This window comes from Helicobacter sp. MIT 99-5507 (assembly GCF_003364295.1).
Lineage (GTDB): Bacteria > Campylobacterota > Campylobacteria > Campylobacterales > Helicobacteraceae > NHYM01.
In genome coordinates, this window is the sequence record NZ_NXLO01000002.1 from 275,647 (window position 1) to 297,376 (window position 21,730).

Sequence of the window (21,730 nt, forward strand, 5' to 3'; positions counted from 1 at the left end):
TGAATGATGAATAATGAATATAGCTCAAAAAATATAAAAGTTTTAAAAGGTTTAGAAGCCGTTAGAAAACGTCCAGGGATGTATATTGGAGACACAAATATAAATGGTCTTCATCATATGGTATATGAAGTCGTTGATAATTCAATAGATGAAGCTATGGCAGGATTCTGCTCAAAAATAAATATAACTCTTACAAAATATGGAAGTGTTATTGTAGAAGATAATGGAAGAGGAATCCCAATAGATTTACACGAAGGTGAGAATCTACCAGCTGCAACTGTTGTTCTTACCGTGCTTCATGCTGGTGGAAAATTTGATAAAGACACTTATAAAGTTTCTGGTGGTCTGCATGGAGTTGGTGTAAGTGTTGTAAATGCTCTAAGTAAAAAACTTATTATGACAATACATAAAAATGGAAATATTTATTCCCAAGAATTTTCAAAAGGGATTCCACAAAATGATCTAACAATAATAGGTAAAACTACAAAAAATGGAACTATTATTGAATTTATTCCAGATGAAACGATTATGGAAGTTACTGATTTTGATAGTAGAATCTTAAAAAATCGCTTTAAAGAAATGGCTTATCTAAATAAAAATATAGAAATTAATTTTATAGATGAAAATACAGATATAAAAGAAAGATTCTGTTTTGAAGGTGGATTAAAAGAATTTGTAAATGATATAAATGATAAAGAATTAATCTCACAAATTATAAGTTTTAATGACAAAGATGGCGAATTAGAAATTGATATTGCTCTTGCTTATAATAATTCATATAGTGAAAAATTATTGAGCTTTGTTAATAATATTAGGACAATTGAAGGTGGCACACATGAAAGTGGCTTTAGAATGGGTCTTAGTAGAGCAATAATGAATTATATTGATACAAATGCAAATGCTAGAGACAAAGATGCAAAAATACAAGGTGATGATATAAGAGAAGGTTTGGTTGCAATTGTTTCTGCTAGAGTGATGGATCCACAATTTGAAGGACAAACAAAAGGCAAACTTGGGAATTCATTTGTTAGAAATATTGTCCAAAAAATAACTTATGAAAAAATTTCTAAATTTTTTGAAGAAAATCCAAATGATGCAAAAGCTATCATTCAAAAAGCTATGCTTGCAGCAAAAGGACGAGAAGCAGCAAAAAGAGCTAGAGAATTAACAAGAAAAGAAACAAATAGTTTTGGAACACTTCCTGGAAAACTTGCAGATTGCCAAAGCAAAGATCCAACTATTTCAGAAATATTTTTAGTAGAGGGAGATTCTGCTGGTGGTAGTGCAAAAACTGGTCGAGATAGAACCTATCAAGCAATACTTCCTCTTAGAGGAAAAATACTAAATGTTGAAAAAAGTAATATTAATAGAATCTTAAAAACTGATGAAATTATAAATATGATTACAGCTTTTGGATGTGGAATTGATAAAGAATTTGATATTAAAAAGCTTAGATATCATAAAATTATTTTGATGACAGATGCTGATGTTGATGGTAGTCATATTCAAACACTTCTTCTTACATTTTTCTACAAATATCTAAGACCATTAATAGAAAATGGACATATTTATATAGCACAGCCACCTTTATATCTATTCAAAAAAGGTAAAAAGAATATATATCTAAAAGATGATAAACATTTAAGTTCATTCTTGATTGAAAATGGTATTGAAAATTTTAATTTTAGTGGTATTGGAAATAATGAATTAATAGATATTTTAAAAAATATTTCTAATTATAGAGCTTTATTAAAACAACTAGAAAAAAGATATTTTTCTAGTAATATTATTAGATTTTTAATTGAAAATGATGATTTGAAAAATCTAAGTTTGATTGATTTATCTATAAGAATGGAAGAATATTTAAAAGCTAATAATTGCAATATATTAAATAAAGTAGAAAATATTGATAATATTATTTTATTTACCCAAACAAAGCTAGGTCTTCAAGAATTAAATATAAATAATAAAATCTTTTATGATAATCAATTCATAGATACAAAAAATATATTTGATAAGATAAAAGATAGAGAATTATCATTTTTAGAAAATAAAGATTTAATAGAATTTTTAGAAGAAATAGAAGATTCAGCTAAAAAAGGTGCAACTATACAAAGATATAAAGGTTTAGGTGAGATGAATCCAGACCAATTATGGGAAACTACAATGACAAAAGAAAATCGCTCTTTACTTAAAGTAAAAATAGATGATATAGAAAATAGCGATAGAATATTATCTTTATTTATGGGTAGTGAAGTAGAACCAAGAAGAGAATTTATCCAAGAACATGCAAAAGAAGTAAAAAATCTTGATGTTTAAATCAAGATTTTTTATCAAAAGTTAATTTATTTCTTACCATTTTTTCCAGCAATAATAAATCTTAAAGCATTTAGTTTAATAAATCCTGCTGCATCTTTTTGATTATATACACTATCTTCTTCAAATGTGCTATATGCTGCATTAAAGAGTGAATTTTTAGATTCTCTTCCTAATATTGTTATATTTCCTTTATAAAGTTCAAGTTTTACAATTCCTTCAACTTTTTCTTGTGTTTTATCAATCAAAGCTTGTAAAGCATATCTTTCAGGGCTAAACCAATATCCATTATAAATAAGCTCGGCATATTTTGGCATGATAGAATCTTTTAAATGTGCTTCTTCTCTATCAAGGCAAAGAGATTCTATTGCACGATGAGCTTTTAGATAAATTGTGCCTCCTGGAGTTTCATAACAACCTCGACTTTTCATTCCTACATATCTATTTTCTACTAAATCAAGTCGTCCTATTCCATTTTCAGCACCAAATTTATTTAATTTTTCCCAAAAATTTGCTGGAGTTAATTTTTCTCCATTTATTGCTATTCCATCACCATTTTTAAATTCTATTGTTATTATTGTAGATTTATCTGGAGCATCTTTTGGACTTACACTCCATCTCCACATATCTTCATTTGGTGCTATATTTGGATCTTCTAGAATCTGTCCTTCATAACTTATATGAAGAAGATTTGCATCCATTGAATATGGTGATTGATTTTTTTTCTTTTCTATTTTTATTCCAGAATCTTGTGCATAAGATAATAATTTTTCACGACTATTTAAATCCCATTCTCTCCAAGGTGCAATTACTTTTATATCTGGATTTAGTGCATATGCGCCTATTTCAAATCTTACTTGATCATTTCCTTTTCCTGTTGCTCCATGAGATATTGCATCAGCTCCTACTTTTTTTGCAATTTCTACTAATCTTTTTGCAATTAGTGGTCTTGCTATGCTTGTGCCAAGTAAATATTCTCCTTCATAAATTGTATTTGCTCTAAACATAGGAAATACAAAATCTTTAACAAATTCTTCCTTTAAATCTTCAATAAAAATATTTTCTTTTTTTATCCCTAAATTTATTGCTTTTTCTCTAGCACTTTCTACTTCTTCGCCTTGTCCTATATCTGCAGTAAATGTAATTACTTCACAATGATAAGTATCTATAAGCCATTTTAAAATTACACTTGTATCAAGTCCGCCACTATATGCTAAAACTACTTTTTTTATATTTGTCATATAAACTCCATTTTAAAAGTATTTGAATATATTTTAAAAATTCTATCAAAAATAAATTTTAAAAATATTTTTGTAATAGAATATTTAATCACACCTAATTTTTAAATAATTTTAATTGGATTCTGTATATCATATAATTTAAATTTATATTTAAAGAGGCTATCTCATGGAAAACTTATCTAAAATTGATCAGATAACTAGCCTTCATAAAAATAATGAACTACAATTATTATGTTTTCGTCTAGATTCTAAAAGTGATTTATACGCTACCAATGTATTTAAAATAAGAGAAGTAATAAAATACGATGGCGATATAACAGTAATAAGCTATGAAAAAAGTTCTCTTATAGAAGGTTTACTAACTATTAGAGATCTTACTATTCCGCTAATAGACTTAAAAAAGTGGTTTTATTATGATAGTAATAATAAAGAAAAAGATATATCAAAACATATTATAAAAAATACATCTATAAATGGTGATATTATCATGATTTGTGAATTTAGTAGATGGACTATAGGTGTTAGAATCTATGAGGCTGATAGAATCCTTAGCAAAAAATGGACGGAAATAGAGCAGAGTTCTGGAATTATTGGAGGCGGAAATAATAATAAATTAATAGGCAGGACTAGATATTTTAATGGAGAATTAGTCCAAATTGTAGATATTGAAAAAATGCTTGTTGATGTATTTCCTTGGATTGAAGAGGATAAAGAAAAAGAATTAAAAAAACTAGGAAAAGTAAATACTAAAAAAATAATTTTGGTAGCTGATGATAGCCCTGTTGTTTTAAAAACACTTCAATTGATACTTAATAAACTTGGTGTCGAGCATTATGATTTTATAAATGGTAAAAAAATATTAGATTATTTATTTGATAAAGATACGGATTTAGAACAAATTGGAATGATTATTACAGATTTGGAGATGCCAGAAACATCTGGATTTGAAGTGATAAAACAAGTAAAACAGAATCCTAGAACTGCTCATTTGCCTATTGTTGTAAATTCATCTATGAGTGGAAATAGTAATGAAGAAATGGCTATGTCATTGCAGGCAAATGAATTTATTTCAAAGTCAAATCCACTTGAAATTGAAGCTTGTATCAAAAAATATTTATCATAAAAGATTATTTATATGAAAGAAAGTTTTATATTGAATAAAATTATTAAATTTAGTAATTTTTATATTTTATGTTTGTCTTTGATATTTTTTTGTTTTTGTTTTGATAATTCTAAATTAAGCACAGAGATTCTAGATTTATTTCCAAAAGTCGAACAAAGAGATATATTAGATATTCATCGTGAGTTAGAAGATTCTAATCAAGTTTTAATATATACAAAAGATTCTATTGATTCATTAGAATCCCTTCCTTATATAAATAATATTATAAGTCTAAAAGATAATATTTATATAATTGATATTAACAAAAATATAAAAATGCAAGATTTTTATGACAATTTTAAATCTCATATAGATTCTGCAAAAGATGAAGGTAAATTTGGTGATTTGAAATATTTTTCAAGTGAAATATTGATGATAGAAAATAGCAAAGCAATATTTGATGATGTAAATTTAATAATGATTACATCAATAGTATTTTTGATTGTTTTGTATGTTTTTATATTAAGAATCCCATTTTTATCGCTAAATACTTTGGTTACGATAATATCTGCAAATTTGATAGGTATTACTACACTTACTATGGTTTATGATAATGTAAATATCATGTCGTTAAATTTTGGTGTAGCAATAGGGAATCTTGCCATTGATTATATGCTTCATCATCATTTTTTTAGACTTTATATGCATCGCTTCAAATTTAATAAATCAGTATTTTATGGTTTTATTACTACATTTGCTGGATTTTTTATTTGTTTATTTATACCATTTCCACTTTTATCACAATTATCGCTTTATGCTATGGTTTGTTTGATTGTTTCTTATCTGTCTTTTGGATTTTTATATCAAGGAATACAATTTAAAAAGCCAATATTTTATAAAAGTATGCGAAGATTAAGAAAACCAAAAATAAATAATATATTTATTATCATCGCTTCTATCGCTATTCTTGCTATTTGTTTGCCAAATTTAAAGTTGGATTATAATTTAGAAAAACTAGATTATGAAAACAAAGAAAGACTTGCTGATAGAGATTTTTTTATAAAAGAATTAGGACAGGATTCTACTATCTTATTACATGCAGATTCTAAAGAAGAACTTCAAAATAATATATATCAAATCGCAAGTAATATAACTCTAAAGTCAAATCCACAGACAGCAAAGATATTGCAAAAAGATGATAAATTTTATGCAAAACTAAATATAGATTCTAATGATTTAGAATCTGCAAAAAAACTAGATTTTGTTGATGCAAGAAGTATAAAAGAGCTTAGTGATGAGATTACAAGCGGAATCTATAAGCCAATGATTAGCATTCTTAGCATTGTGATTGTTATAATGATTGTAATTGTTTTTGCTGTCACTAGATCACTTATAAGCTTTTCTTATACGATAGCCCCACTTAGCATAATAAGTATTTATTTTTTAAATGCAGAAGTAAATATTATGCATTTATTCTCATTGCTTATTATAGTGGTTTCGAGTGTGGATTATGGAATCTATGTCGAAAAAGAAGGTGAAAATATCAAAACCTTACATGCAATCATATTTTCTAGCATAACTACTATTGCTGGATTTGGATTTTTATCATTTAGTAATATTTTAGCCCTTAAGTCATTTGGGCTTACCATCTCTATTGGGCTTATTGTTATTTTGGCTTTACTATTATTTCAAAAAAGACATATAAAAAAAGGAGCATGATTTGCTACAAACTATAAATTTAACGATGACCTACCCGACAAAAAAATTATTTGAAAATATTAATATTAAACTTGATAAAAATAAAAGATATGGACTTATTGGTGCAAATGGTGCTGGAAAATCTACATTTTTAAAGATTCTTAGCGGTGAGCTAGAATCTAGTAGTGGAGAAATAGTAATTGAAAATGGATTAAAGATTGGAATCTTAAAGCAAGATCAATATGCTTATGAGGATTTAAATCTTAGTGATGCTGTTTTGATTGGAAATAAAAGATTATATGATGCAATAAAAAGAAAAAATTATTTATATGAAAATGCAGATTTAAGTGATGATAAGGTAAATGAGGAATTAGGTGAGTTAGAAATAATTTGTGCTGAAGAAGATCCGATGTATGAATATGATACAAATATCGCAAAGATTCTAGAGGAGCTTTCTTTCCCACAAAGTATGCATGACAATCTTATGAAGACAATTCCAAATGGTGATAAATTTAAGATTCTACTTGCTCAAGTTTTATTTCCAAAACCTGATATTTTATTTTTAGATGAACCTACAAATAATCTTGATTTAAAATCAATTGAATGGCTTGAAAATAATCTAAAACATCATGAAGGAACGATGGTAGTAATTAGCCATGATAGACATTTTATCAATTCTGTTTGTACGCATATTTTAGACCTTGATTTTTGCACTATTAGAGAATTTAGTGGTAATTATGATGATTGGTATATCGCATCAAGTATTATTGCAAAGCAACAAGAGGCAGAGAGAAATAAAAAATTAAAAGAAAAAGAGGATTTAGAATCTTTTATTAGACGATTTTCAGCAAATGCAAGCAAGGCAAAGCAAGCCACTTCAAGACAAAGACAACTAGAAAAACTAAATATAGAAGAAGTAAAAGTTAGTTCAAGAAGAGATCCTAGCATTGTATTTAAGCCAAGAAGAGAAATTGGTAATGAAGTCTTTGAGTGCGAAAATATAAGCAAATCTTTTGAATCTAAACTTGTATTTGAAAAGATAGATTTAAGAATCTTGCCAGGTGAAAAGATAGCACTTATTGGACCAAATGGAGTAGGTAAAAGCACATTATGTAAGATTATTGTAGAAGAATTAAGCCCAGATTCTGGAAGTCTAAAACTTGGTGCAACTATACAAAAAGGATATTTTCCCCAAAATATTGCTGAAGAGATAAATGGAGATTTTACTCTTTATGAATGGCTTAGAAGTTTTGATAAAAAAATGGATAGTGGAGAGATAAGAAATGCACTTGGACGAATGCTTTTTAGTGGTGAAGAGCAAGAAAAGAAGCTAAATAATTTAAGCGGTGGTGAAAAGCATAGAATGTATCTCTCAAAGCTCATGATTGAAGGTGGAAATTTTCTAATCTTAGATGAACCTACAAATCACCTTGATTTAGAGGCAATTATCGCACTTGGCGAAGCTTTGTATAAATTTAGCGGAAATATACTTTGTGTTAGTCATGATAGAGAATTAATTGATGCTTTTGCAAATAGGATAATAGAACTAATTCCAACATCAAATGGTGCAAAAATGGTTGATTTTAAAGGTAGCTATGAGGAATATTTAGAAAGCAAAAAATAATGCAAAAAAATGTGATGATTCTAAGTGGAGCAGGACTTAGTGCAGCTAGTGGGCTAAAGACTTTTAGAGATAGTGGCGGATTATGGGAAGAATACGATGTTATGGAGGTTTGTAGCACTCAAGGATTTAAGAAAAATCCACTTAAAGTGCTAGATTTTTATGATGAAAGAAGAGCACAGCTATCAAGTGTAAAACCAAATAAAGCACATGAAATTATTGCTAGTATAAAAGAAAAATATCCAAATAATGTGCATATTTTGACGCAAAATGTGGATGATTTATTAGAGAGAGCAGGTTGCAAAGATGTGGTGCATTTGCATGGATTTTTGCCTGAACTTAGATGTAATAAATGTGGATTTGTATTTAATATTGGTTATGAAAGCTATAAAGATAAAATTTGTTTAAAATGTAGCAGTAACGATGTGCGACATAATATCGTGATGTTTGGCGAGCAAGCCCCTGAATATACTAGGCTTTATAATCTTTTAGAGATTATAGATTTGCTAGTAGTTATTGGCACAAGCGGTGAAGTTTTGCCAATAGATATATTTGCTATAAATTCACCAAAGAGTATTTTAAATAATCTTGATGATCCAAATAATATTGCAAAGCATTTTACTAAAGCCTATATACAGCCAGCTATTAGTGCTTTACCAAAAATAAAATGTGATATTGATGAATTTATGGAATCATAAATTAAGAATTTACATTTTTATTCATTAACATTTAAATCGCCACCTATAAAATTTCTATTCGTCAATTTGCAAGCTTCAAATACTGAAAATCCACCACTTGCAGGATCACATACCAAATCATCTTTGAGAGTTGTAGCTAAAATGAGTTGTTTTTGAAGTTCTATTGGTTTAGAATGGGGGTGAGTTTTTAAGACTTTTTCACACCAAACATCTGGTATATTATGAATCTTCCAAGTATCTTTTGCTTTAATTGGTTTTTTTTGGATTACTATTATATATTCACTTCTTCTACGCGAGCGATATCCCATGCCCATTTTTTCCTTATCCCAAGTAATCATATCAACAATTTGCAAATCATCAATCCACTGCTTTACACCTTCTATGAGATGAAATTTATCAACCCATAAAAATAAATAGCCACTAGGTTTTAATATCCTATTTATTTCTTTTATAAATTTATATACAACTTCATCATTCATTTGGGTTAAACTCACCCTTGCACATCCTCTTTTTTTTCCTTCATTTCCATATTGGAGTTTATCTAAGATTCCACGATATTGCGGGTCAAAAAAGCATACTTTTACACTAGAATTTTCAAGCGATTTTAGAAGTTCTAAACCATCTATTTTATTTTTAAAATTGAGTTTTGGAGTGATTGTATTATTTTTTGATGATTGAGTTTTATCAATCATATTTGCTCTCCTAAGGCTATTTGTTTTTTAAAAATTAATCTTGATATTGTATCTAAACCATATATTTTCAATTTATTTAAGATTCTAGATTCTCTTTTATTTCTAAAATTTCCATATATGCTTTATTTATATCATTGCTATTTATAAAAAAATCACATTCTACTTTTTTGTATTTGATATCATAATATTTTACTAATAACAATTCTGCAACCCTATATTTATCTCCATTTTTAAAAGCATTTATTATTTCATTTTTTATTTCTTTTTTCATATATGGGGAGATTTTTTCTATCGTAGCAAAAAAGTCTTTTTCTTTTATATTTTGATAGAGGTTTAAGATTCTATTTACTCTATATTCTAAATCGCAAGTTATTAGAATCTTTTTGCTATTTTGATATGCTTCATAAAGTGATTTTGGAATGATTATTTCACCTAGCTTTTTACTTTCATTTTCTATTAGTAAAATCCCATTTTTGCTTGTTAGATTATAAAAAAGCATATTTTGAAACATCTTTACACTTTGTGTTTTTACTTGCATAATATCACTTGCTACAAATCCAAAGCTCGAACCAAAATGATTACATAGCATTTCTAAATCTATACTCCAAGATTGTGCTTTTTGTATCAATTCACTTTTTCCACAGCCTGTATTTCCACAAAGTGTAAGAAAAGTTCGATTAATCTTATTGTTTAAATGATTTAATACAATATTTCTATATGCTTTATATCCGCCATCTATTCTCTCTATTCTAAGTTTTAGAGCCATTAATACACTATATAAACTAAGGCTTCTATTTCCGCCTCTAGCACAATAAATTAAGATTTTGTTTTTGTGATTTAATATATCTCTATTAGATTTAAGCATATTTGCAATATTTTTACATGCTATACTTGCTCCTAAGAAGTTTGCTTCTATTGGATTTTGCTTATATAAAGTCCCTATTTTTTTGTATTCATCATCATTAAATATAGGCAGATTTATTGCATTTGGTATGTGAGAGTGACTAAATTCACTAGGACTTCTAACATCAATAATAATATTTGCTTTGTTTATAGATTCTAAAATATTCACAAATCTCTAATTCCTAGTATCTTTAATCTTCCAGCTCAAAACTTCCCCTGCCAAAAGTGGAATGATTTTGTCATTTCCTACTAAAATAGAATCTTGAACTTTATATTTTTCTTTTGTTAGTGTTATTGTTTTGTTTGGAATATTTTGCAAACCATAGATTTTTTTTGCATTATCACTGATGAATTTTTGTAAATTTTCTAATCTATTATTTTTCTCAAAAATCTCACATAATCTAGGAAGTAGTATTGGAGCAGAGAAGATTCCAGCAGCTCCATTTTGTTTTAGTTTGTTGGATTCTAAGTGTGGTGCAGAGTCTGAACCAAAGCTAATTTTTTCACTCCCACTTAATGCAAGATTAATAAGAGCGTCTCTATCTTTTGGAGTTTTTAGTATTGGTTTGCAAAAATAATGTGGATTTAGCCCGCTTCCTAGCACATCATCAAGACTCATTGTGATATGGTGAAGCGTGATTGTCGCAAAAATATTATCATATTTGAGTAAATCAATGCTTCTTCTATCGCTTAAATGTTCCATTATGATTTTTAGTTTTGGAAAATTTATTGCTATTTTTTCAAAAATCTCACCAAATTCAAATTCTCTATCCATACTAAAGCCATTGCTTTCCCCATGAATTGAGAGAATAAAACCTAAATCTTGTGCTATTTGAAAAATATCACAAATCTTTTGATTTAAAATCTCGCTTACACCATTTTCACTACCTGTTGTAGCGCCTTTTGGATAAAGTTTTAAGATCTTTATCCCCTCTTTTTTTGCTTTTATTAGCTCATCTTTATTTAGAGATTCGCTTAAATACATACTCATAATTGGCGTAAAAGCCTCACAATTTAGCTCTTTTGTAGTATTTTCTATATCTTTTTTGTATTCTAAAACTTTATTTGTGTCATTAAGTGGAATCTTTAGATTTGGCATAGCAAGCGCACCACTAAAATATTTTGCACTAAAATTTAGCACAGATTTTAAAATCTCTCCTTCTCTTAGATGAATATGCATATCAAGGGGATTTTGTAAAGTAATCATTTTAATCCTTTAATAAACCAAGCATTTTTTGTTTATAAAATGTTGCTAGTTCTTTTGTAGTCGCTTCAAACCTAGTAACAAGTATTGGGGTTGTATTGCTAGCACGAATAAGTCCCCAGCCATTTTCAAATACAACTCTAAGCCCATCAATCGTGATGATATCTAGAATCTTTGGAAAATCACTAGGTGGATTTGATAGCTTGATGGCAAGATTTTCTATAATTTTAAATTTTTCTTCTTCACTAGATTCTACTTTTTCTTCTGGTGTTGAATACATTTGTGGAAAACTTTTTATAATATTTTCTACATCTTTGATACTAGAATCTAAGAATAATTCTAATGCTCTAAGCGATGAATACAATGCGTCATCATAGCCAAAATATCTATCATTAAAAAATATATGCCCACTCATTTCAGCAGCAAGATGAGCATTTGTTTCTTTTAGTTTTACTTTTAGATTGCTATGTCCTGTTTTATACATTATAGCTTTGCCAATTTTATTTATCTCATCATACATTATTTTTGAGCATTTCACCTCTCCAATGATTACAGGTTTTAGTCCGCCCTCAAGAATCTTTCTAGCAAATAATATTGCAAGTTCATCACCTTTAAATGAATAATTTTCACTAAGCAATGCCAATCTATCAGCATCTCCATCATAAGCTATGCCAATTTTTATGTCATTGTCTTTCATCGCTTTTTTTAAGCTAGTTAGATTCTCTTCTACACTAGGGTCTGGATGGTGATTTGGAAAAGTTCCATCTGGATTTGTATAAAGTCCTAAAAAATCAATATTTAGATTTTCTAAGACTTTTGTTATTGCAAGTCCTGCTACGCCATTGCCACAATCAAGAGCAACTTTGTATCTAAAATCCCGTAAATTACTAAAATGATTTGTAAGAAAATTTATATATTCATCTAGGGCATTTATATTTGTTATATCTTTAGTATATTCTTTAAAATTATAGATTTTAGATTCTATTAATTTACCAATTTTTTTTATATCTTCTCCATAAAATGGCTCTTTTAGCATTGTGATTTTAAAGCCATTATATTGTGGCGGATTGTGTGAGCCTGTAATCATTATGCTTGCATCAATATTATCTATATTTTCAAATTTATGATACAAGCTAAAATAAGCTACAGGCGTAGGAATCATTCCCATAAAATATATTTTTAATCCTTCGCTACTAATTCCATTGCTTAGATAATCAAATAAATCTGGGCTATGGATTCTTGCATCATAGCCAATAGCAATGCTTTTTCCACCTCTTTTTTTAAGCTCGAGAGCTAGATATTTTCCAATGCTAAAAACTATATCTTTGTTTAAATCTTTTTGATATATTCCTCTAATATCATATTCTCTAAAAATACTCATTTATAAACCTTTTTATTGACCTTTATGATTAAATTAAACTATAAAAATTATATATAAAAAATTTAAAGTTATTATTTAATGAAATATTAGTTTTATATTATTTGAAATGTTTGTATTTATAAATTAGTATTTAACAAATCTTAGGTAAAATTTTCACATTTTTTAATATTTTGGAGGATTTTGAAAATGGGGTTTAAAAAACATCTATCTTCTCTTAAATCCTATGAGGCTGGAAAGCCTATAGAACTTGTAATAAGAGACTATGGGATAAGACAAAAAGATATAATAAAATTAGCAAGTAATGAAAATCCACTTGGGACTTCTAAAAAAGTAATAAAAGCTATAAAAAAAGAAGCAAAAAATTCATATAGATATCCAGATGATTCTATGTTTGAGCTAAAAAAATCACTAGCTAAAAAATATAAAGTAGATTCTAAAAATATCATCATAGGGCAGGGTAGCGATCAAATTATAGAATTGCTAGTTCAAGCTACTTGTGGCAGTGAGGATAAAATACTAACAAGCTCTTTGACATTTGCTATGTATGAGATTTATGCTTCACATAATCAAGCAAAAGTCTTAAAGACAAAAGATGGAGTGCATAATGCAGATCAATTTATAGAAATTTATCAAAAATCAAAGCCAAATTTAGTATTTTTATGTATTCCAAATAATCCTCTTGGAGATTGTTTGGATAGAAGTGAAGTTTATAGAATCTTAGATTCTATATCAAGCGATACGATTGTAGCTCTTGATTGTGCTTATGGCGAATTTGCTGCATATAAAGATAAAAATAAAGAGATAAAACCAAAAGAAATAATCAAAAAATATAAAAATTGCATTTATCTTGGCACTTTTTCAAAATTATATGGCTTAGGTGGGCTTAGAATTGGATATGGAATAGCAGATTCTAATTTTATAGAGATGTTATCAAAACTTAGAGCACCATTTAATATCACAAATCTTTCGCTAAAAGCGGCTATTATTGCATTAGAAGATTCTACTTTTCTAAAAAATAGCCTTAAAAATAACTTTAAAGAAATGAAAGTGTATGAAGATTTTGCCAAAAGCAAAAATATAGATTTTATAGAATCTTATACAAATTTTATTACATTTATGTTGCCAAAAAGTATAGATTCTAGTAGCTTATGTGAATATCTTTTAAAACAAGGTGTAATAATTAGAGATTTAAAATCATATGGAATAAATGCAATAAGAATCACAATAGGTTTAAGAGAACAAAATAAAACAACTATAAAATTAATAGATAAATATTTAAAAAGGTAACAATTGGATATAAAGGGATTATTTAATCAGTTTTTACGATTATATGAGAGATTAAATAAACGACAAAGAATAGTCATTATAGGTGGCATTGTTGTTGTTGTATTGTTTCTTTCATATTTTGTCGTATTTTCTATAAATCAAAGGAATGAAAATAACAATTATGATGTCCTTTTTGAAGGACTAAGCTCAAGTGATAATGCTTTGGTGATTCAACACTTGCAAAGCAATAATATCCCTTATAAGATTCCAAAAGAAGATACGATTTTAGTTCCAAAAGATGTAGTATATGAGCAAAGAATAGCCCTAAGCAGCAATGGTATTCCAAAAAATAGTAAAGTTGGCTTTGAGATATTTAATGAGCAATCTTTTGGAATGACAGAATTTGAACAGCAAGTAAAATTGATAAGAGCAACAGAGGGCGAATTATCAAGGACGATTGAAAGTCTAAAGCCAATAGATCATGCCACCGTCCATATAGCTTTGCCAAAAGATAGTGTTTTTGTAAGTCAAGAAGTCCTGCCAACAGCCTCTGTTGTGTTAAATATTCGTCCAAATATGTATCTTTCTGCTTCTCAAATAGATGGTATCAAGAATCTTGTATCATCTGCCGTATCAAAGCTTACTAAAGAAAATGTAACTATTGTTAATCAAAATGGTGAGACTTTAGGTTCAAATGATGAAAATACTATCACATCGGAAGCTATAAATACACAATTAAAATATAAAAATAATTATGAAAAGATTCTAGAAGACAAGATCTTAGATGTTTTATCACTTGTTGTAGGTGGAAAAGATAGAGTTGTAGCAAAAGTTACTGCAGAATTTGATTTCTCACAAAAAAATAGCACACAAGAGATATTTGATCCAAATAATGTAGTGCGAAGCGAGCAGAATCTTGAAGAAAGAAGACAAGGAGGAAAAGAGCCAGAGATAGGAGGCGTCCCTGGTGCAGTTAGTAATATTGGTCCTGTTCAAGGGCTAGATTCAATAGAATCTAGAGAATTGTATGAAAAAAATCAAACTACCACAAATTATGAAATAAGCAAAACTATATCCCAAATAAAGGGTGAATTTGGCACATTAAAGCGACTAAGTGCTGCCGTTGTAGTTGATGGTGATTATGAATTAGTAAATGAAAATGGAACACAAAAATTATCATATATTCCAATTAGTGCCGAAAAGATGAGCGAAATAAGCAATCTAGTAAAACAAGCTATAGGGTTTTCTGAAACTAGAGGTGATGAAGTTAGTGTAAGTAACTTCAAGCTAAATTCAGCTACAGATTCCTACAAACCAAAAACTACATTAGAAAAGCTTGCAGCTACCTTATCTCCATTTATTCCACTTTTGAAATATATACTTGTTGCAATTATTATCTTTATTTTTTACAAAAAGATTATTGCACCATTTGCAGAAAGAATGCTTGATGTTTCAGATAATGTCGAAGATGATGTTGAATCCTTGCTTAAAATTGATGATAGTGAGGAAGAAAGTAATAGAATAAATGATATGAGAAAGAAAATCGAAGATCAACTTGGACTTGGCAATTTTAATGAAGATGAAATCAAATATGATGTGTTATTAGAAAAAATGAAAACTATGGTTGCAGAAAATCCAAGTGAAGTGGCAAATTTATTTCAAACCTTGATACATGATGAATTAGGGATAGAAGAAATTAGTAGCAAGAAAGGAGAATAAATGGCTTTCAATCTAACACCAAAGCAACGTGCGCAATATGATGAATTCTCTATGGCAGAAAAAATTGCAATTTTATTAATTCAACTAGGTGATGGTATCACAGGTGATATTTTCGCTCACTTAGATATAGATTCTATTACAGAGATTTCTAAATATATAGCACAAATCAAAGGCACAGATAAAAATGTTGGTGCAGCTATATTGGAAGAATTTTACGCTATTTTCCAATCAAATCAATATATAAATGCTGGTGGTTTTGAGTATGCAAAAGAGTTATTATATCGCGTTCTTGGTCCAGATGAAGCAAAAAGAGTGCTTGATAAATTATCAAAACAAATGCAAACTGCTCAAAATTTCTCATATTTATCAAAAGTAAGACCACAACAACTTGCAGAATTTATTGCAGGCGAGCACCCACAAGCAATAGCATTGATTCTTGCACATATGGATTCAAATAGTGCAGCAGAGACTTTGAGCTATTTTTCTGATAATCAAAGAGCCGATGTTGCAATAAGAATGGCATCTTTGGGAGATATAGCACCACCTATTGTAAAGAGAGTTTCAGCGGTATTAGAAAATCAGCTAGATTCTCTTACTAGTTATAAAGTCGAAGTTGGTGGTCCAAGAGCTGTTGCAGAGATATTTAATCGCTTAGGACAAAAAGCAGCTAAAACTACAATAGCTCATATTGAGCAAATTGATGAGCAATTAGCAGCCAAAATCAAAGAGATGATGTTTACATTTGAAGACATTGTCAAACTTGATAATAATGCAATTAGAGAAATATTAAAAAATGTTGATAAAAAGGATTTGACATTATCCTTAAAATCAGCACCAGAAGAATTAAAACAGAAATTCTTATCAAATATGAGTCAAAGAGCAGGAGAGCAATTCATAGAAGAATTACAATATCTAGGTGTTGTTAAGGTAAGGGATGTAGAAAATTCTCAAAGAAAAGTGGTAGAACTTGTCCAAACTCTATCAGAACAAGGAACTATACAAATAGGCGAAGAAGATGATGTTGTTGAATAGTAATGATAAAAGTATTATTTCTTCACAAGAATTAGATAATCACAATATGGCAAGATATGAGTTTAAAAAAATAAATACAAAAGAGATAAAAGAAACTAAAAAAAATATTCATATAGAAGAAAATATACCTACTCAAAGTCAAGTATCAATGATACAAAGCAGTATAGAAAAAGAGTTAATAGAAAAACTTTTGATTAAAAGTGATGATTTGTCGAATTCATTAAATAATTTTCAAATACAATTTGAAAAATTACAATCACAAATAAATGAAAAAGAAAAAACAGCAAGAGAAGAAGGCTTTAAAGAAGGAGAATTAAAAGCAACATTAAATTTTAAAGATGAATTAGAAAAAGAAAAAGAAAAAGTCACAAAATCCATCATAACACTAAATGAAACAATAGAAAATATAAAAAAACAAATAGTAAATCTAGAATCTGAATTAAGCTCGATTGCTCTTGACATAGCAAAAGAAGTAATAATAAAAGAAGTTGATACAAATAGCTCAAAAATAGCAGCTTTAATAAGCAAGGAATTGCTCCAATCAATGAGCACAAATCTAAATATCATCATCAAAGTAAATCCAATAGATTTTGAACATTTAAACAATGTCTTTAAAAATAATCAAAATATCAAAATAAAAAGTGATGATGCAATTCAAAAAGGTGGGGTTGTAGTAATTAGTGATAATGGCAATATTGATGGAAATATAATGTCAAGATATCAGATTCTAAAACAAAGTGTATTGGAAAATTTTAGAGATTAGATTTTTAAAGTGAGATTTTAAATGATTGATCTAAAAAACATGAGTATAGATGAATTATGTGCGCAAGCAGAAAGTATTAGAAATAGAATAATAGAAGTTGTTAGCAAAAATGGCGGACATTTAAGCTCGAATCTTGGTAGTGTTGAGCTAATAATTGCCATGCATTATGTATTTGACTGCAAAGAATATCCTTTTATTTTTGATGTTAGCCATCAAGCATATGCTCATAAATTAATAACAGATAGATGGGATAGCTTTGATACACTGCGACAAACAAATGGAATAAGCGGATTTACAAAGCCAAGCGAATCTAGTAGTGATTATTTTATAGCTGGGCATAGCTCTACCTCGCTTTCTCTTGGTGTAGGTGCTGCAAGAGCAATAAGATTAAATAATGAACATAGAATCCCTATTGTATTAATTGGTGATGGTGCTATGAGTGCTGGTTTGACTTATGAGGCACTTGATGAGATAGGGGATATAAAATACCCAATGATTATTATATTAAATGATAATGAAATGAGCATTAGCAAGCCAATAGGTGCAATTAGCAAGTATTTATCTACCACAACTGCTACAAAATTTTATCAAGAAGTAAGAGGTGGAATAAAAAAGATTTTACAAAATTTACCAGATAGTGCCACTTATATGGCAAAACGATTTGAAGAATCTTTTAAATTAATAACTCCAGGAATCTTATTTGAAGAATTAGGATTAAATTATATTGGACCAATAGATGGACACAATATAAGTGAATTGATAAATATATTTCAAAAAGCAAAGAATTTTAATTCACCTGTTTTAATACACACCCAAACTACTAAAGGATATGGATATAAGATTGCTGAAGGAAAATATGAAAAATGGCATAGTGTCCCGCCATTTTGCATAGATACAGGGATTCCACTAAATCCTACAAAATCAATTAATCCAACTAAAATCTTTGCAAATAAATTATTAGAATTAGCAAAAAAAGATGAAAAAATAGTAGGCGTTACTGCTGCTATGCCAAGTGGCACAGGGCTTGATCTCTTGATTGATAGTTTCCCAAATCGTTTTTTTGATGTAGCTATTGCAGAAGCTCATGCTACAACTTCAATGGCAGCGATGGCAAAAGAGGGATATAAGCCATTTGTTGTTATATATTCTACATTTTTACAAAGAGCATTTGATAGCATTATACACGATGTAAGTATTATGAATTTACCTGTGAAGTTTGCCATTGATAGAGCGGGTATTGTTGGTGAAGATGGGGAAACTCATCAAGGTGCATTTGATATTTCATATCTAAATCTTATTCCAAATATGGTTATTTACGCCCCAAGAGATGATGAAAGCTTAGAGTTAGCCTTAGAGTTTGCCACAAATTATAATGATTCGCCACTAGCTTTTAGATATCCTAGAGGTGGTTTTTTGTTGCCAAATAAAACATATCAAAATAATAATTTTGAATTAGGCAAAGCTGAGATCCTAAATAAAGGAAGCGATATTGCATTTTTAGGTTTTGGAAATGGAGTAGGAAGGGCACATTTGGTAAATGAAGCACTACAAAATAAAGCTACTTTAGTTGATTTGCGATTTGCTAAGCCCCTTGATATTGGTTTGATAAAAGAGATAGCCAAAACTCATAAAAAACTATATATATTTAGCGATGGTGTAAAGCTTGGTGGCATAGCACAAAATATTAGCTATATTTTATTAGAAGATTCTATATTTACTAAAATAAAAAGTTTTGAATTTCAAGATATCTTCATTCCACATGGCAAGACACAAGAAGTAGAAAAAATCTTAAATCTTGATACCCAAAGTATCTTGAATGCAATACAAGGAGATCTAAAAAATCTATGATACTTCGTATTTTTTTAAATAAAAATGAATTATTTTTAACACTTATTTTTTTAGTATTTTTTGTTTTTGCTATGTTTGATTTATACAATCAAAGTGCGATGAAATATATAGAAGATTCTTTTAGCTTTGCACTAACAAATATTGGCATTGTATCAGTGCTAAAAATAATATCTGGGGCAATTCCTCTAACCGATGGGATTAGCGATATATTAGATAAGATATTTAATTTTTTCTTTCTTGCAAATATTTTGATTGGAATCCAATATGTTTTGCTTATTGTAAATAAGATTCTATTTATAAAGATTCTAATTATTTTATTTTTTGCTTTTAGATTTATCCCTCAATTTAAATCTATTGCAACAAAGATTCTAATTATTTTATTATTTTTTAATCCTGGGCTAAATCTATATATCGGTGCAATAAAAATCATATCCAATCAAGCAAATATGACTATTAATGATGATTTAGATAAAAAGATACATCATATAAAAGATATTTTAGGAATTAATCCTAAGGTTGAAATAGAAATTAGAGAGCTAGGCGATACAAGAGGCACATTATCTAAAGTAATAGGCGAGATTGGTATTTTTGGTAAAAATATACAAGATACCGCACAGGCTATCACAAATACGATAATAGACCCAATAGACGCCACTCAAAAGACTTTAGATGAAGCAAAAGCAAAAATATTAAAAAGCATGCAAGTAATAGGCGATAGTCTTAGCGTGATTTTAAGTTTAAGTATCAAATATATATTAAATGTATTTTTCTTATACTTTTTGATGCCTATATTGTATTTTTATATAATGTATAAAGTAATAAACTACAAGCCACTATATCACAAAGAAATCATGCACAGCATTGAAGCAAAGCTTTAATTAGCTTTGTTTAAAAATGTATTTATCCTATTTTTTACTTCATCTTTTCCAAGTATAAAAATAAGTTCATTTATGCCAATCCCGCCACTTTTTCCAAGCAAGGCACATCGCAGGGCACTAAATAATTTACCAATTTTGATATTTTTATCTTCTACAAAATTATGCAAGCAATGGCTTATATTTTCAATGCTATCAAAATTATTAATAGAATCTATCGCAGGAATAAGCATTTCTTTTATTTCTTTATCTATTTTTGCATTCATTTTTTCATCATAAGATTCTACTTTTTTTAGTATAGAATCTATCATATCTTTTAGCTCTATTAGAGTATTTGCTCGCTCTTTAGTTTCTTTTAGCAAAACTTCTTTTTTGCTAGATTCTAGATTGATATTTAGCATTTTTTCTAATTTTTCATTTTGTGTATTTTTTATATGTAAGTTATTTAACCATAACAATTTGCTCTCATTATATATTGATGGTGAGCTGCTTAGATTATCTAGGGTAAATAAATCTATCATTTCTTGCATGCTAAATACTTCTTTGTCTCCATAGCTAAAACCAAGTCTAAGCAAGAAATTTAGTAAAGATTCTCCTAAATATCCCATTTCTTTATATTCCATAACATTCAAAGCACCATCTCTTTTGCTTAGCTTTTTTCCTTCTTTGTTTAATATCATTGGAATATGGCAAAAATTTGGAATCTTAAAATCAAGCGCTTTATATACTAATATTTGTTTTGGTGTATTTGTAAGGTGGTCATCACCTCTTATTATATCAGTTACACCCATTAGGGCATCATCGATTGCTACTACAAAATTATATGTTGGCGTGCCATCACTTCTTGCAATAATAAAGTCATCCATTTCTTTTGCATTAATTACAATCTTGCCTTTTAGTTTATCTATAAATTCTATACTTCCATCAAGTGGTGCTTTTATCCTTACGACAGGCTGCACTTTTGGTGGGATTCCAGTAAAATCTCTATATCTATTATCATATTTTGCAGTTTTACCTTCTTTTTTTTGCTGTTCTCTTAAACTATCTAATTCCTCTTTTGTCATATAACAATAATAAGCAAGATTCTTTTCTAGCAAAATATCTATGTATTTTTTATATATTTCTAGTCTCTTTGATTGATAGATGACCTCATCATTATCATAATTAAGTCCAACCCAATCAAATGTCTTTATAATCGCTTCTGTAGCTTCAATACTATTTCTATTAAAATCTGTATCTTCGATACGAAGTAAGAATTTACCTTTATTTTTTTTTGCATATAAGAAATTAAATAAAGCCGTCCTAAGCCCTCCTATATGTAAATATCCAGTGGGGCTTGGAGCAAAACGAGTTACTATCATTGCAATGCCT

General features: G+C 28.5%; 17 protein-coding genes. 11 read left to right on the forward strand and 6 right to left on the reverse strand.

From position 1 onward, the window contains the following. Window positions 1-3: 3 nt before the first annotated feature. Window positions 4-2,319: a DNA topoisomerase (ATP-hydrolyzing) subunit B gene (gyrB, locus tag CQA42_RS03925; protein WP_115583390.1), complete on the forward strand. Its 2,316-nt coding sequence runs from the start codon at window positions 4-6 to the stop codon at window positions 2,317-2,319. A 26-nt stretch (window positions 2,320-2,345) separates the two neighbouring features. Here gyrB and CQA42_RS03930 read toward each other — a convergent pair whose 3' ends face one another. After that, window positions 2,346-3,557: an argininosuccinate synthase gene (locus CQA42_RS03930; protein ID WP_115583391.1), complete on the reverse strand. Its 1,212-nt coding sequence runs from the start codon at window positions 3,555-3,557 to the stop codon at window positions 2,346-2,348. 166 nt (window positions 3,558-3,723) lie between these two features. Here CQA42_RS03930 and CQA42_RS03935 point away from each other — a divergent pair, with 166 nt between their 5' ends. Genes CQA42_RS03935 through CQA42_RS03950 form a run of 4 tightly spaced genes read left to right on the forward strand, consistent with a single transcriptional unit; the run spans window position 3,724 to window position 8,676 of the window. Beyond that, window positions 3,724-4,680 (forward strand): chemotaxis protein, encoded by a 957-nt coding sequence (locus tag CQA42_RS03935; protein WP_115583392.1) that lies wholly within the window; start codon window positions 3,724-3,726, stop codon window positions 4,678-4,680. A 30-nt stretch (window positions 4,681-4,710) separates the two neighbouring features. Continuing rightward, entirely contained in the window at window positions 4,711-6,378 is a 1,668-nt protein-coding gene (locus CQA42_RS03940; protein WP_147289254.1) for a hypothetical protein, read from the forward strand. A 1-nt stretch (window position 6,379) separates the two neighbouring features. Beyond that, window positions 6,380-7,981, forward strand: a complete 1,602-nt coding sequence (locus tag CQA42_RS03945) for an ABC-F family ATP-binding cassette domain-containing protein (protein ID WP_115583394.1) — start codon at window positions 6,380-6,382, stop codon at window positions 7,979-7,981. Beyond that, window positions 7,981-8,676 carry an NAD-dependent deacetylase gene (locus CQA42_RS03950; protein ID WP_258865556.1) on the forward strand — a complete coding sequence of 232 codons (696 nt, stop codon included), beginning with the start codon at window positions 7,981-7,983 and terminating at the stop codon, window positions 8,674-8,676. The genes CQA42_RS03945 and CQA42_RS03950 overlap by 1 nt, the downstream gene beginning before the upstream one ends. A gap of 17 nt (window positions 8,677-8,693) precedes the next feature. Here the strand turns inward: CQA42_RS03950 and CQA42_RS03955 are convergent, their stop codons facing one another. The 4 genes from CQA42_RS03955 to CQA42_RS03970 form a co-directional block, all read right to left on the reverse strand. Next, complete coding sequence (locus tag CQA42_RS03955) at window positions 8,694-9,368, reverse strand: site-specific DNA-methyltransferase (RefSeq protein WP_115583395.1); 675 nt, start codon at window positions 9,366-9,368, stop codon at window positions 8,694-8,696. A 76-nt stretch (window positions 9,369-9,444) separates the two neighbouring features. Further along, window positions 9,445-10,440, reverse strand: coding sequence for a tRNA 2-selenouridine(34) synthase MnmH (gene mnmH / locus CQA42_RS03960; protein WP_115583396.1), 996 nt, complete (start codon window positions 10,438-10,440; stop codon window positions 9,445-9,447). 6 nt (window positions 10,441-10,446) lie between these two features. Further along, complete coding sequence (gene pyrC, locus CQA42_RS03965) at window positions 10,447-11,478, reverse strand: dihydroorotase (protein ID WP_115583397.1); 1,032 nt, start codon at window positions 11,476-11,478, stop codon at window positions 10,447-10,449. Window position 11,479: 1 nt separating this feature from the next. Next, window positions 11,480-12,856 (reverse strand): phosphomannomutase/phosphoglucomutase, encoded by a 1,377-nt coding sequence (locus CQA42_RS03970; RefSeq protein ID WP_115583398.1) that lies wholly within the window; start codon window positions 12,854-12,856, stop codon window positions 11,480-11,482. Between the two features lie 186 nt (window positions 12,857-13,042). Between CQA42_RS03970 and hisC the strand changes: the two genes are divergently transcribed. Genes hisC through CQA42_RS04000 form a run of 6 tightly spaced genes read left to right on the forward strand, consistent with a single transcriptional unit; the run spans window position 13,043 to window position 20,362 of the window. Then, the gene (hisC, locus tag CQA42_RS03975; RefSeq protein ID WP_115583399.1) at window positions 13,043-14,143 is read left to right on the forward strand and encodes a histidinol-phosphate transaminase; all 1,101 of its coding nucleotides are present in this window, start codon (window positions 13,043-13,045) and stop codon (window positions 14,141-14,143) included. Between the two features lie 3 nt (window positions 14,144-14,146). Beyond that, window positions 14,147-15,841 carry a flagellar basal-body MS-ring/collar protein FliF gene (gene fliF, locus CQA42_RS03980; RefSeq protein ID WP_115583400.1) on the forward strand — a complete coding sequence of 565 codons (1,695 nt, stop codon included), beginning with the start codon at window positions 14,147-14,149 and terminating at the stop codon, window positions 15,839-15,841. Beyond that, entirely contained in the window at window positions 15,842-16,873 is a 1,032-nt protein-coding gene (gene fliG, locus CQA42_RS03985; protein ID WP_115583401.1) for a flagellar motor switch protein FliG, read from the forward strand. After that, a complete protein-coding gene (fliH, locus tag CQA42_RS03990; RefSeq protein WP_115583402.1) occupies window positions 16,857-17,636 on the forward strand; it encodes a flagellar assembly protein FliH in 780 nt (259 codons plus the stop codon). Before fliG ends, fliH begins: the two co-directional genes overlap by 17 nt. 21 nt (window positions 17,637-17,657) lie before the next feature. Further along, window positions 17,658-19,484, forward strand: coding sequence for a 1-deoxy-D-xylulose-5-phosphate synthase (dxs, locus tag CQA42_RS03995; protein ID WP_115583403.1), 1,827 nt, complete (start codon window positions 17,658-17,660; stop codon window positions 19,482-19,484). After that, the gene (locus tag CQA42_RS04000; protein ID WP_115583404.1) at window positions 19,481-20,362 is read left to right on the forward strand and encodes a hypothetical protein; all 882 of its coding nucleotides are present in this window, start codon (window positions 19,481-19,483) and stop codon (window positions 20,360-20,362) included. Before dxs ends, CQA42_RS04000 begins: the two co-directional genes overlap by 4 nt. Here the strand turns inward: CQA42_RS04000 and gltX are convergent. Continuing rightward, on the reverse strand, window positions 20,359-21,726 hold the full coding sequence (gltX, locus tag CQA42_RS04005) for a glutamate--tRNA ligase (RefSeq protein ID WP_115583405.1): 1,368 nt from the start codon (window positions 21,724-21,726) through the stop codon (window positions 20,359-20,361). The genes CQA42_RS04000 and gltX overlap by 4 nt on opposite strands. Window positions 21,727-21,730: the final 4 nt, after the last annotated feature.